The organism is Thermodesulfobacteriota bacterium (genome assembly GCA_039028315.1).
Taxonomy (GTDB): Bacteria; Desulfobacterota_D; UBA1144; order Nemesobacterales; family UBA2774; genus CR02bin9.
In genome coordinates, this window is record JBCCIH010000038.1 from 1 (window position 1) to 13,333 (window position 13,333).

General features: G+C 39.4%; 11 protein-coding genes. 5 read left to right on the plus strand and 6 right to left on the minus strand.

Going from position 1 to position 13,333, the window contains the following annotated elements; genetic code table 11:
* The 3 genes from AAF462_03870 to AAF462_03880 all read right to left on the minus strand — a co-directional run.
* Positions 1-368, minus strand: a 368-nt coding sequence (locus AAF462_03870; GenBank protein ID MEM7008250.1) for an anhydro-N-acetylmuramic acid kinase, incomplete at its 3' end; no start/stop codon positions are given.
* A 17-nt stretch (positions 369-385) separates the two neighbouring features.
* On the minus strand, positions 386-1,285 hold the full coding sequence (murQ, locus tag AAF462_03875; protein ID MEM7008251.1) for an N-acetylmuramic acid 6-phosphate etherase: 900 nt from the start codon (positions 1,283-1,285) through the stop codon (positions 386-388).
* Between the two features lie 87 nt (positions 1,286-1,372).
* Complete coding sequence (locus AAF462_03880) at positions 1,373-2,374, minus strand: MlaD family protein (protein MEM7008252.1); 1,002 nt, start codon at positions 2,372-2,374, stop codon at positions 1,373-1,375.
* A 268-nt stretch (positions 2,375-2,642) separates the two neighbouring features.
* Here AAF462_03880 and purH point away from each other — a divergent pair, with 268 nt between their 5' ends.
* Entirely contained in the window at positions 2,643-4,205 is a 1,563-nt protein-coding gene (purH, locus tag AAF462_03885) for a bifunctional phosphoribosylaminoimidazolecarboxamide formyltransferase/IMP cyclohydrolase (protein ID MEM7008253.1), read from the plus strand.
* Between the two features lie 59 nt (positions 4,206-4,264).
* Positions 4,265-4,858, plus strand: a complete 594-nt coding sequence (locus AAF462_03890; protein ID MEM7008254.1) for a DsbA family protein — start codon at positions 4,265-4,267, stop codon at positions 4,856-4,858.
* 125 nt (positions 4,859-4,983) lie between these two features.
* Here the strand turns inward: AAF462_03890 and AAF462_03895 are convergent, their stop codons facing one another.
* On the minus strand, positions 4,984-6,570 hold the full coding sequence (locus AAF462_03895; GenBank protein MEM7008255.1) for a hypothetical protein: 1,587 nt from the start codon (positions 6,568-6,570) through the stop codon (positions 4,984-4,986).
* A 416-nt stretch (positions 6,571-6,986) separates the two neighbouring features.
* Between AAF462_03895 and AAF462_03900 the strand changes: the two genes are divergently transcribed.
* Positions 6,987-7,697 carry a metallophosphoesterase family protein gene (locus AAF462_03900; GenBank protein ID MEM7008256.1) on the plus strand — a complete coding sequence of 237 codons (711 nt, stop codon included), beginning with the start codon at positions 6,987-6,989 and terminating at the stop codon, positions 7,695-7,697.
* A gap of 256 nt (positions 7,698-7,953) precedes the next feature.
* On the opposite strand, the gene AAF462_03905 is transcribed toward AAF462_03900, so the two are convergent.
* Positions 7,954-9,336, minus strand: a complete 1,383-nt coding sequence (locus tag AAF462_03905; protein MEM7008257.1) for a porin — start codon at positions 9,334-9,336, stop codon at positions 7,954-7,956.
* A 181-nt stretch (positions 9,337-9,517) separates the two neighbouring features.
* On the opposite strand from AAF462_03905, the gene AAF462_03910 reads away from it, so the two are divergent.
* Positions 9,518-10,207: a response regulator transcription factor gene (locus AAF462_03910; protein MEM7008258.1), complete on the plus strand. Its 690-nt coding sequence runs from the start codon at positions 9,518-9,520 to the stop codon at positions 10,205-10,207.
* 7 nt (positions 10,208-10,214) lie between these two features.
* Complete coding sequence (locus AAF462_03915; protein ID MEM7008259.1) at positions 10,215-11,990, plus strand: ATP-binding protein; 1,776 nt, start codon at positions 10,215-10,217, stop codon at positions 11,988-11,990.
* An 8-nt stretch (positions 11,991-11,998) separates the two neighbouring features.
* On the opposite strand, the gene pheA is transcribed toward AAF462_03915, so the two are convergent.
* The gene (pheA, locus tag AAF462_03920; protein MEM7008260.1) at positions 11,999-13,078 is read right to left on the minus strand and encodes a prephenate dehydratase; all 1,080 of its coding nucleotides are present in this window, start codon (positions 13,076-13,078) and stop codon (positions 11,999-12,001) included.
* Positions 13,079-13,333 lie beyond the last annotated feature (255 nt).

Consider the following 13,333-nt stretch of genomic DNA (forward strand, 5'->3'; position numbering starts at 1 on the left):
CCGGCTTTATAAGAAGGCGGATTGTGATATACGGTCTGACCATGTGAGCCAATTAAATCTACATCATTGAAGCTTAAGCCAGATTCACTTATTACCTTTTGAGCAGCCTCTGAGAATTCATCACCAATAATAAAATTTAGATCTGATATATCTTTTAGTGAGCACTCTTTTGTTAATTTATCAAGCTTTGCTTTTATTTCTTTTTTATATGGAAGAGATATAAAATGAATAAGATCTATTTTTGTAGAAAGTCCGAATCCAACGAGTTTAACAAGCGCGGCGTCAATACCGTCCTTAGATGTACCTGACATCAAGCCAACCACAACTTTTTCTTGTTTGCCTGATAGTGATTGCAAATCTTTGCTCATGTTCGCTCTAGGTTTAGCTATTTATTAAGTGCGTCTCTCAAAAATCCTCTATGCGTTTTAAGTAAGTTTTTCGAATCCTTAAAGTTCAATTCTTTAACAGCCATTACAACTGATGCTTTTACATCCCAATTCGATGCCTTTAGTAAGTCTGAAGCTTTTCGTTCATCCACTTGGGCTATGTTCATAACTATCCTCTTTGCCCGATCTTTTAGCTTTGCAGATTTTGGCTGAACATCTACCATAAGGTTTCCATACGTTTTACCAAGCTGAACCATTGAAGCAGTGGTTATCATATTAAGAACCATCTTTGTCACTGTGCCCGCCTTCATTCTAGTAGATCCGACCAAAACCTCCGGACCTACTAAGAGTTCAATAGTAACGTCTGCTATTGTAGAGCTCACCTTGTTGCAAGTAATGTGAACTGTAGTGCTTCCTATCTCTTTGGCATACTCAAGCCCACTTTCTACAAAAGGAGTAGATGCACTTGCGGCAATGCCGACTACGGCATCATCATTCGTCAATTCGGACTTAGTTAGAAATTCTTTTGATTCTGTCCTTGAGTCTTCTGCGCCTTCAATAGACTGCCAAACAGCTTCTCTTCCACCTGCAATAAAAGCCTGTATCAGCTTTGGATCTGTTCCGAAAGTAGGAGGACACTCTGAAGCCTCTATTACTCCCAAACGCCCACTTGTGCCGGCGCCAATAAAAAATAGCCTGCCGCCCTTTTTCAATTTTCCTGTAATATGCTCGACGGCTTCTGCAATATTATTTTTTACTTTTTCAATCGCGCCTACTATTTCACGGTCCTCTTGTATAATCAACTCAACTGTTTCAAGAGGCGAGCACGTATCCAAATGGGTTGTTCTTGGGTTTATTTTCTCTGTAAGAAGGTGCCCTGTTTTTCTGCTTTCAGTCACAGAACTATTATATCCTGTAAACTGGAACAAATTAACTAGGGTTTGGTAGTAATTTGATTAGGTAATACTTAGAAACTACAAATAAAACTAGTTTGTAGAAGGATTTTCAGCGCTGTTTTCCTCTTCCTGATCGACAAGATACCTCACAGCAGCTCTTACAAATTTACTTCTATCAGCCTCGCCCAATATACCTTTTAGATTATCGTAAATGCTTGGATCAATAATGAGGGCACCTAAAGTACCTTCGCCGCCTCTTAACATCTCAGATATCTCATTAAAATTGGCCATGGTTTCTTTAAGCTCTCCAGATGCAACAGCTAAATTGGCTAGTGTGACATCTATCTCGCCTCGATTAACATTATCAAGAACCTGATCAAGCTTAGATACAGCCCCGTTTAGTTTAATAAGAGTATTTTCGTCAATCTTACCGCCTGTGCTGTCTTTAGGCCCATAAATCATCGTGTTTAGAATTCCATTTCCGTTTTTTATAGCTTCCATGTTTTCTTGAAGAGCTTCAGATGTAGCTTTTACACTGGCGATTGTCTGATTAATGTTCTCTAAATTCTGACCTTCTCCTATCCCCTTTACTATTTTATCAAGGCTTTTAGAAATGCTGATAATATTTGCTAGAAGATCGCCTGACTGGCCTATGATGCTCGCAAATTCAATTGGGGTTTGGCTTTGTATAGTCACAACATCAGGAGGTGAAGCTAGAGGCTGCTGTGTTCCAGGAATAATCTCTATGAATTTATCACCTAAGAGTCCCTCAGTTTTGATGGTAGCTCTGGCATCTGGGTTTAATCGGCTCATGCCTTCTTTATTAACCTGCATGGTGACGTTTATCACTTTGTCACCAACAGGGTCGTTTGCAAAGCCAAGATCAGTTACCGCGCCAATGCGCACTCCTGAGAGCCTTACAGCGGCTCCTTTAATTAGGCCGGCAGTGTTTTTGAATGATGTTTTGAGAGTATAGCTTTTTTCGAAATAATTTTGTTCTCCCCCTAACATAAATATCATTGTGGAAACAATAGCTATGGCAATTATTACAAATAAACCTACTCTAAAATTTATCGCTCTTTCATTTTTCATACTACTAAATCCCCCGATTATTATGAACCTTAGGACAAAAAGTTCCGAATAGAAATGAGTAACACACTACTACCTATCAGGTAACAAAGAAAGATTATACGTAACAATTAGTGATTTCTCAAAACTCTTTTATTGAGTGCTCTTGGAATTTCACCCCGTTTTGCTAAAATAATGTTTTTACTCACGATAGGGCAGCGTACTTCCGACTAGAATACCAGAGTAAAAACGTCTTTCATCTTTTATATCACTTCCGCAAAGGAGCATGTAAATGAACAAGATTAATAGGGTAATAATAAGTGTTTCAGACAAAGAGGGCATAAGCAATTTTGCCAAGGGTCTTGAGCAATACGACGTAGAAATATTATCTACTGGAGGAACCGCAAAGCAATTAAGAGACTCTGGAGTAAGTGTTATGGATATCTCAGAATACACCGGATCTCCAGAGATATTAGATGGCAGAGTAAAAACACTTCATCCAAAAATTTACGGCGGCGTTTTAGCACTTCGTGATAATGAGACACATATAAAACAGATGAAAGAAAACGATATGGAATCAATTGATATGATTGTTGTTAACCTTTATCCATTCGAAGAGGTTATTAAAAAAGAAAATGTCGATTTAATGGAAGCTATAGAAAACATAGACATTGGCGGACCTACGATGCTAAGGGCCGCTGCAAAAAACTATCAGCATGTGACTCTAGTAACTCACCCAGAGGATTATGCAGATCTGCTAACGGAGCTTAAAGATAATGATGGTTCCATATCTGCTGAAACCAACTTTAAACTTGCAGTCAAAGCGTTTTCATATGTAGCCCGCTATGACGCTGCAATATCTAATTTTCTTGGCGGCATAGATGAGAACGGCGAGAAAACAAAATTCCCTCCAAGCTTAACAGTACATATGGATAAAAAGATGAAGCTTAGATATGGTGAGAATCCTCATCAGGAAGGGTCTTTTTATGTAGAGTCGGGTTTAGAAGAGCCCTGCATTTCAAACTCTATTCAGCTACAGGGAAAAGAGTTGTCTTTAAATAACATATATGATACCGATGCCGCTCTTGAGGCAGTAAAAGATTATAAGCAAGGAGCATGTGTTGTGGTTAAACATAACAACCCTTGCGGCGTAGCAACAGATGAGAGCGTTGTAGAGTCTTTTCTAAAAGCTAAGGCATGTGACCCAGTAAGTTCTTTTGGCGGCATCGTAGCTTTTAACAGAGAAGTAGATGAGGCTACGGCTACAGAGCTTGCAGCAATGTTCTTAGAGGTGGTTATAGCACCTGGGTATTCAGATAAGGCGCTCGAGGTATTATCAAGTAAAACAAACTTAAGGGTTATGAAAACTCCTGATCTCCCACTTGAATCCAGCTCAGGTTTGGATTTTAAAAAGGTGATCGGTGGGGCACTCATTCAAGACAGAGACACAGGGATTGATAGAGATTTTGACGATATGAAAGTAGCAACCAAAAGACAGCCTACAGATGAAGAACTAAGAGCGCTCAAATTTGGATGGACGGTTTGTAAGCACGTAAAGTCAAATGCTATTGTTTTTGCCCGTGACGGTCAGACAGTCGGAATAGGAGCAGGTCAGATGAGCAGGGTCGATTCTGTCAAGATTGCTACTATAAAGGCCGAGCTGCCCACTGAAGGAGCTACGTTGGCTTCAGACGCGTTCTTTCCATTTCGTGATGGCATAGATGAGGCAGCCAAAGCTGGTATTACAGCCATTGTGCAGCCGGGCGGCTCAATCAGAGACCAGGATATAATCGACGCTTGTGATGAACATGACATCGCCATGGTGTTTACAGGTTTTAGACACTTTAAACACTAATACATCTCATAATAAGTATTTAATCTTTTGTAAACTGCCTTATATTAATAGGTAGTGTTATGAAAATTACAATTTACTACGACTACGTATGTCCATTTTGCTATTTAGGGACAAAACGAATCTTAGAGCTATCCAGGGAGTTTTCTTTAGAGCTTGAGTGGAAGGGCACAGAGATTCATCCGGAATTCCCACCAGAGGGCAAAAGCCGTTCTAAAACCATTAAGTCAAAGTCGTTTGCTAAAACTGTATATACTATGGCAGAACAAGATAATATTGCCATAAAACTCCCTGGGTTTGCTACAAACTCCAGAAAGGCATTAGAAGCTTCTGAGTTCGCTAAAACACAAGGTAAATTTCTAGATTTCCATAATGCAATATATGAAGCCTACTTTGTAAACAGGAAGAATATTGGAGATTTAGAAGTTGTTATAGATATAGGGAAGAAAGCTGATGTAGATGCCGAGGAACTGCGAGAAGCCCTAACAAAGCGTACAATGTTTGACAAAATTGAGAATAATAAAAAAGATGCTGAGGATAATCTAATACTTGGTGTTCCTACTTTTGTAATTGGGAAACTACCTGTTTACGGCAACCAATCTATGGATACTATGAGGGACATAATCAGAAGATCTCTTAAGGTATCCAGCAATTAATCTATTTCAAAATCTATCAATATAGAAAACTTGAGACATAAAAAAACCCCTTCCCTCACATAAGCAAGGGAAGGGGCTAAATTTTAGCAATGAGATTAGCTTACGCCATTCTCATCGTTTCATTTCTACTTGAAGAATTGGTCTATGAAGATCATAAGTCTACCCTGAATAGTCCAAGGTGTTTCATCATAGTTAATTCTATCAGCGTTGATTTCATTCTGAGCTAGAATGTCAGCAGCCTGTGCTTCAAGCATAGTTTCTAAACTATCGCCAGCAAACACAACACCACCGATTAGATCAAAGCTAACACCTGGATGAATGTGCCAGGTTATTGTTCCTTCAACCTCAGTAGCCATGTATGAGTCAAGGCTGTCAATAACAGCGTTGCCACCGTTTACTGCTACGTTATTGGTTTCTTGGTTAAACGCTACAAGTACTTGTGGTGTGAATGAGATTGAATCAATAACTTTCACTGTTCCCCAAAGTCTTGCGTAGTATGCGTTAATAACACTACCTTCCTGTCTGTAAATGTTAGGAATCATGTTTTTGAATAGTAGGTTATCAATGTTATAAGCCGGGCTGAAGTATAATGTACTAGCATTACCTGTTAGTGCATCATCATTAGCGTCATCACCTTGTGCCCAACCAAACTCAGCTGCTACGATTTTTAGCGGCCATCCAGGATAAACCTCTGCACGAGCTGCCCAAATCCAGCTTAAGTCAACATCAATATCATCAGCGCCGTCAACTGTAAATTCACCCTGCCATGCCTGGAACTCACCAACTAATCTCCAAAGATCAGTTTTAACATCGAGTAAACCAGAGAATAGGGTTAACCTTTCAACGTCAACACCAGATCTTGCAGCTGCAGCATTAGGTGGTGCAGTTGGATCTGTTCCGCTTAAAGGTGTGCTGTTGATGTTTGTCTGATGGATATATGGGAATACATAACCACCAAGTGTGAAGTTTGTTCCCATAATGTTCGGGTTGTTAAAGATAAGAGCTGCTGCTCCACCGTCCCAACCGTCACCAGTTCCTGTTACGATACTGTTACCTTGTGTAAATCTATCTGTTACGAATACGAATGTTAAAGATCCGGATCCGGCTGCGAAAGATTTAAGATATAGGAACCTGTCAAGTACAAAACCTAGGTCGGAATATGGATCCCAACCACCATTTGCTAAAATACCGATACCCCAGTCAAAAGGCTGACGACCAACTCTCAAAAATCCGAGGTTGTGTGGTAATACGATATCCGCATGAAGCATTCTTACATCAAAGAATCCAGGATCATCAATAGCTCCTGGGTTGGTTAGCAAGGCACCCCTAAATCTATCGCTGAAAGAAACGCTAGAGTTAATAAGGGTTTGACCACCGTTTGCTCCACCAAATGTACTTGATGTTGCTCCACCCCAAATGTTGTTATCAAACACGTTGATCTGTGCTCTGATTGTTACTGCATCACTGAGCACCAACTGTGGGGTTAAACGCAGAGTGGTATCTGCAAAAAAGATATTGTCATTATTGTCGTTAAACCCAAGTGCTTTAGCGTTGTTGTTGCTTAACGCTGATATAAAGGTTGCGTTAGAAATAAAACGCGCTCTTGTACGCATGTAGCTTGGGAAGCCGCCCAGGGTGAGCTCTACTGCTTGTGCAGGAACGGCTAATGTTAGAGCCAATAAAAACATAAGAAGCCATTTGGCTTTACTCATCTCTCCTTACCTCCTTTTATTTGGTTTTTAAAGTTCTGTCGCTTACTTTATATAAATTAAACAATTTTGTCAAGAGGTATTTTTGTTTTTCACAGCAACCTCCTGACGCTTTATGCTTACTTGTCTTACTTACTTCAACATATACTTTAACTTTTAATTCGCATACATCCTACATCTATTTCTCTTCGTCTTTCCACTGATTCTATCACGTTTTTAGGAAAATTCCAATGCATTTTTTTATCATAACACTAAAATTAGTATTTCATGCAGATATATAATAATCATCTATATTAGAACATAGGATATCTTTATGCCCATAAACGACCCTTAAAACCTGCGTAACATACTATATATAAACATAAACTTCATATTTGTTTAACACCCAGTTCATATACAGACATTATAGTATTTCTAATATGAAAATACTAATACTTTCAGATATACACGCTAATTGGTATGCGTTAGAGGCTATTTTGGACAAAGAATCCTATGATTCTATTATTTTTCTTGGTGACGTGGTAGATTTCGGCCCAAGTCCCAAAAATTGCATAAAATTCTTAATGAAATCCTCTAAAGCCCGTTTTTGGGGAGTTAGAGGAGATCATGACCATGCAATGGCTTACGGTATTAATAGTAAGTGCCCAAGTGAGCTGCATATAATATCCGCAGCTACTAGGGAGTGGGGTGAGGGGTTTTTATCAAGTGAAGAGGTCGGGTTTCTAAGAAGACTTCCGATACATAATGAGTTTTCGATAGATTCTATGAACTTTGAACTGGTTCATGGGGTAGATATCGACATAACTCAAGATCATCCAGAGAATATAGATCATATATCTAGTGCAAAACGGGATGAAGCAGGACTAAATTATATTTTAGTAGGTCATTCCCATAAACCATATATTAAATCACTTGGAACAACTGTAATTCTTAACCCGGGATCAGTCGGGCAACCAAGAGATTTAAACCCCAGAGCTTCATATGCGGTCATTGATGATGGAGTTCCTTATATTAGAAGAGTGTCTTATGATATAGAAAGAACTGTCAACGATCTTAATAGAAGTAAGCTTCCCAAGGCTTTTACTAACCAGCTAAGCTCGATGCTATATAGCGGCGGGCGGATTAACTAAGAATTCTAGCCCGTCTCCTATCCAAGAATATGCCAAACTCTATATATTACATCGCCGTAATTAGGGGATTGGTGTAATTTATTATTGAAGCTCCGGCTATATATAAAGAAGATGTAAAAAGAAACCCGGTGCTTGAGATTAACTCGAGCACCGGGTCGTTGAGGTTTTGGAGTCAGAACAAAAAGGGAAAATTTTTAAAAAGAGAGATGAGTTAGTTATCTTTTTTTATTTTCCTGTTTATCCTAAAACTTTGTTTCTAAAAGTAAGCTTGCAGTTGAAGACTAAACCTGTTGTCGTCTTCGTCTGAAGCTCCCTGTGTAAATTCATTTCTTTTAAACTCATACTCAGCCTGAATCTTCCATCTGTGATCGTGTGAGATGTAGTAGTTAAGAGCTGGAGCAAGTGTCCATGTTGAACTTCTAGTGCTTCCAACATCTGCAGGTAGCACACCTGAAGATGTGTCATAATCGATGTATGAGTATCTTCCGGCGAATTCAACTGTTTTCGGCATTACAAAAACACCAGCCTGAACATTGAAACCTTGGTCGTAAGCTGTGTCTTGTGTTATGCCAGCTTCATCAGGATCGATCCATCTTCCGTAGTATCCGCCCTGAACGTTGAAGATAGGCATTTTGAAGTTGATATCACCAGTGATTGTTGTCATGTCAGCCTGAACTAAACCAAGCTCATCGAATCTGTCGCACTGATCACCGTCTGGTGATTTTCTATCGCAGTTAAGTCCTGGGATAGTACTAGCGGCAGCACCGATTACGAATGTTGGAGCTTTTGCAAAGTTAGGTTTAATTCCGTACTGTGTGCCAGTATTATATGAGGAATTGGCTTTAAACTTCCTCTTATCTCCTCCGCCGAAACCATACTGAATTCTACCAGCGTAGAGCAGGTTAGAATCAGCACTACTTCCGTTTCTTCCATCACCGTTAAATACACCTACTGAATATGAGAAGTTGTACTGCGGTCCAAATCCACCCATAACGGCAGCACCACGGTCTCTACCTAATCCAAATTCGTCATTAACGATTGATCTGTTTATAAACTGCAATGCTGAAGATGAGGTAAGCTCGTCTCTACCAAATGGAACTTTCCACTGTCCAACCCTTGGCATAATGTTGTTGTTATATGCCGCCGTAAAGTATGCATCCCTTAGGTCCAAATCGTCTGGGATATTAACCTGAACGGTATATAGGAACCATTTTTTAAATGCATAACCATCCCATTTAAGCCTTAATCTTGCGATACTGAAGTTTGTTGAAACAAGTCCGTCATCCGGATCATTAACAGTTAGACGCACCTGGCCTCTAATTCTAAACCTCATTTTGAATTTGTCGCCAGCCTGGAAAGTTAGGCCCTTTTTATACTGAGCCTTAAACTTGTTGTACCAAGCGTCTTGGTCTTCCTCTTTAAGTTGCATTAGAGCTTCTTGATCGGCTACTCTAGCATTTTCCAATAGCTCTATTTGCTGCTGGAGCTGCTGCATCTGCTGCTGATTCTGAAGCTGGAGCGCTTCCATCTGCTGTTTTAGATCTTGGATTTGAGCTCTTGTTGATTGTGCTTGAGCATCGTTGCCAAAAAGCGGCAATACGAGCACTGCTATCAAAAGCAATCTAATTACTGATTTCATCTCTCAAACTCCTCCTTAAAATAGATTTGCCCTAGAAGATATAGCGGTAAAATAAATTTGATGTGAAAATAATGTTAAGATTGTGTTAAGTGGAGCGAAGGTATATTGCAACAACAATGGTTTCGTTTAGTCTATAACATACAATGATAAAATTATATTTTGACCCAGGGATCAAAACACCATGTCAGAAAAATTAATAACCATAGTAGATGACGAAGAAGATATAGTTGAGCTGGTAGGTCATCACTTAAAACGTGAGGGATTCAAAGTAAAGGAATTCCACAACGGAAGAGATTTCTTATCTTATATAGAGTCAGTGCTTCCTGATCTTGCAGTTCTGGATATAATGCTCCCGGGAATAGACGGGCTTGAGATATGCAGAATATTAAAGAATAAGAACACGACGAGCTCTATTCCCATAATCATGCTAACCGCAAAGGCTAGTGAGGCAGACGTAGTTGTAGGGCTTGAGCTCGGCGCTGACGACTATATTGTCAAACCTTTTAGTCCACGCGAGCTTGTTGCAAGAGTTAAAACAGTTCTTCGTAGAACCGGGATTACAGAAGATGAAGGAAATGTAATTAAAATCGGCCCGCTTATCGTAAATACCGAAAAATATGAAGTTAGCGTAGACAATAATAAGCTAAATCTAACAACAACTGAGTTTAAAATTCTCGAAGTTCTTGCAGAGGGAAAGGGCAGAGTATTTACAAGAGATCAGCTTTTGAAAAAGAAAAGACTTTGGGGTGATGATAAATTAGTTTATGATAGAACCATCGACGTTCATATTAAAAATTTAAGAGAAAAGCTTGGAATTGCCGGAAATATGATTAAAACTGTTAGGAGTATAGGATACAAATTAGAAGAGTAGGAAACAGTTGAGCATATTTTGGAAACAGTTTATATCAAGCTTTCTTATAATCGTATTAGTCCTTTTTATATTTACCTTCCTTATAATCGGCGAGCTTAACAAGTACGACAAATCTCTTACCAAAGAAAGGCTGCTTACGGCAGCAAATCTTAGCACTGAAGTTTTAGTTCCTACACTTAGAAACCCAGACATTGATAGAGTGCAGAGTGTTGTCTCTAACCTCGGTGAAAAAACTGGCGTAAGGATCACTGTAATTGACGCCAAGGGAATTGTGCTTGGGGATTCGACTAAAAATCCAAGAGAGATGGAAAATCACTCTGCAAGGCCTGAGATAGTTCAGGCATATAATAATCAGATCGGAGAAAGTACACGCTATAGCTCAACACTTCAAAAGGAAATGTTCTATGTCGCTGTTCCCTACTCATCAAATAATGGGCAAGCACCTACTGTGATAAGAACAGCACTACCTCTTAGTATAATCGAGCAAGCCTTAATACCACTTGAGTCAAAAGTCATATATATGGGCATAGGGATGACACTTCTCGCACTAATTTTATCTCTATTGGTGTCGAGAACTACAACTAGATCTCTTTCGGGAATTATTAACATCTCAGAAGAACTCGCTAAGGGAAACTTGAATGTAGATATACCAGTGTCTGAAAGTAAGGGTGAGATACCTAAGATAACAAAAGCTCTAAACCACATGACTCAAAAGCTAAATGAAGTGTTTAAACAACTCTCTTATGAAAAAAACCAGCTTGAGGCAGTACTAAGTGCTATGAGTGAGGGCGTAATGGTGGTATCGGCAAAGGGAAACATAGTTATAATAAATGATGCCTTAACTAAAATGTTCAATCTTGTGGATAAACCAGTCCAAAAGCCATTCTGGGAAGTACTAAGAAACAGGGAAGTCATAACGCTTATTGAAAGCGTTCTTGAGGAGTGGCAGCCTGACACAAAAGAAATCTTCTATATATATCCTGAGGAAAGATATTATCTTGCAAACGTTATACCGCTTGATTCGCCAGAGAAGGAAGTGATCGTAGTGATGTTTGATATAACAGAATTTAAAAGGCTTGAGAATATTAAGGCTGATTTTATAGCCAACGTATCGCATGAGTTAAGAACTCCGCTTACTGCGATTAAAGGGTATACCGAGACATTGGAAGAAGACGCCTTTGAGAGCCCTCAAGACCAAAAGCATTTTTTAAGAATTATAAAAAGACACGCCGACAGATTAATCAATATTGTGTCTGATCTATTGGTGTTATCAGAAGTAGAAGGTCGTGATGCGCTGTCTAATGAAAACGAGGGCGGAGACTTTGAAGATGTTAACGTAAATGAAGTAATAAGGTCATCTCTGGACGCCCTTAAATCAAAAGCCTCTGAAAAGGGACTTAAAGTGGAGTTCAAATCCCCAACTAGTAGTCAAATCATAACAGCAAATAGATTCTTACTTGAGCAAATGTTTATAAACTTAATAGATAATGCTGTTAAATATACCCCAGAGCTTGGCGAGGTTGGGATAGAGCTTTACCCTTCTCATGATGAACTTAGAATAGAGATTTACGATACTGGGATCGGTATACCCAAAGAGAGTCTTCCTAGAATATTTGAAAGGTTCTACAGGGTCGACAAAACCAGGAGCCGAAAAATGGGAGGAACCGGTCTTGGGCTTAGTATTGTAAAACACATTGTAATAATCCACGCTGGAAAAATAGATGTACAAAGTGAGGAAGGCAAAGGAAGCAGGTTTATTATAACCCTGCCCAAAAAAGTTTAGTTCACTTCCTAACTTCCCGCTGGATAGGAACCAAGCACTTTTAGAAATATACAGTTTTTATCAAGCTTCTTTAGTAAAGACTTAACAACTTTATCCTGAGCGTGTCCCTTAAAATCTACAAAAAACAGATATTCCCAAGGTCTTTCTTTTGATGGTCTGGATTCAATTTTCGTAAGGTTTATGCCAGCCTCACCAAAGGGTTGAAAAAAGGACTTTTGCAAAGCGCCCGGTTTGTCCTTTAATGAGAAAACAATTGAAGTTCTGTCATCTCCGGTAGGTTTATTCGTTTTGTTTCCTATAACAAAAAACCTTGTGGTGTTAAGGCTGCTTTCTTCAATGTTGTTTTGAATGACTTTAAGTTTGTATATCGAAGCGGCATGCTCACTTGCTATGGCTGCTGTGTTTTTTCTCCTAGAGGCAATTCTAGCTGCCTCTGCAGTACTGGCAGTCTCCAAAATCTCACAGTTAGGCAGATTTTTGTTGAGCCACTTCTTGCACTGCGCTACGGCCTGAGGGTGTGAGGCAACCGTCTTTACATCTTTTTTATTGCCGCTTTTAGAGAGAAGATAGTGATTAATTCTCTCAAACAGCTCTGCCGTTATTCCAACATGTGTTTTCGATAGCAGATCAAGCACCATGTTCACAGAGCCCTCTATAGAGTTCTCAAGGGGCACAACGCCAAAATTAGCGCGGCCGTTTTCAACCTCTTCAAATATTTCTTCAAAACTTGCTATGGGTATAAGATCTGCCGAGCCCCCAAACTCATTATAAGCTGCTTGATGAGAAAAACTTCCCTCGGGACCGAGGTAGGCTACTTTTGCCGGCTGTTGCAAAGTGCGGCAGGCAGAAATAATCTCTCTGAAAATTCTTAGTACCGACTCATCGGTTAGCGGACCAGAATTAAGCTGCCTAAGCTTTTTTTCGATCAGCTTTTCTCTGACTGGATCATATACATCCACAGAATTTTGTGCTTTAAGTTTTCTAATCTCAAGCGCAATATCCCCTCTCTCATTTAAGAGTGCAAGGATCTCATCGTCAAGAGAATCTATCTTTTTTCTAAGTTTATCAAAGCTGTTTGAAGAGCCCATCTCATACCCGCTTTAAAGTTTGAAAGAATGATAGCAACAGGCCAATTATAAGTCAAATACTCTGATACCTTTAAGTTCTTTATTTCAAGGGTGAAATAAATAAGGGAGCCGATTCACACGGCACCATGCTCCCATTAAGAAATTGTTTAGAAATTTTATTTTAAGCTATGGACTGTCTTCTTCTAATAACAATAAAACCCAACATTCCTATTATCACGGCAAGTGAAATCAGACCCCACTGAGATAATGTTGGAA

Excerpts from the sequence above, each read along its gene's own strand:
- AAF462_03880 (MEM7008252.1), bottom strand. The coding sequence starts at position 2,374 with ATGAAAAATGAAAGAGCGATAAATTTTAGAGTAGGTTTATTTGTAATA.
- AAF462_03910 (MEM7008258.1), top strand. The coding sequence starts at position 9,518 with ATGTCAGAAAAATTAATAACCATAGTAGATGACGAAGAAGATATAGTT.
- purH (MEM7008253.1), top strand. The coding sequence starts at position 2,643 with ATGAACAAGATTAATAGGGTAATAATAAGTGTTTCAGACAAAGAGGGC.
- AAF462_03905 (MEM7008257.1), bottom strand. The coding sequence starts at position 9,336 with ATGAAATCAGTAATTAGATTGCTTTTGATAGCAGTGCTCGTATTGCCG.
- AAF462_03900 (MEM7008256.1), top strand. The coding sequence starts at position 6,987 with ATGAAAATACTAATACTTTCAGATATACACGCTAATTGGTATGCGTTA.
- AAF462_03890 (MEM7008254.1), top strand. The coding sequence starts at position 4,265 with ATGAAAATTACAATTTACTACGACTACGTATGTCCATTTTGCTATTTA.
- pheA (MEM7008260.1), bottom strand. The coding sequence starts at position 13,078 with ATGGGCTCTTCAAACAGCTTTGATAAACTTAGAAAAAAGATAGATTCT.
- AAF462_03895 (MEM7008255.1), bottom strand. The coding sequence starts at position 6,570 with ATGAGTAAAGCCAAATGGCTTCTTATGTTTTTATTGGCTCTAACATTA.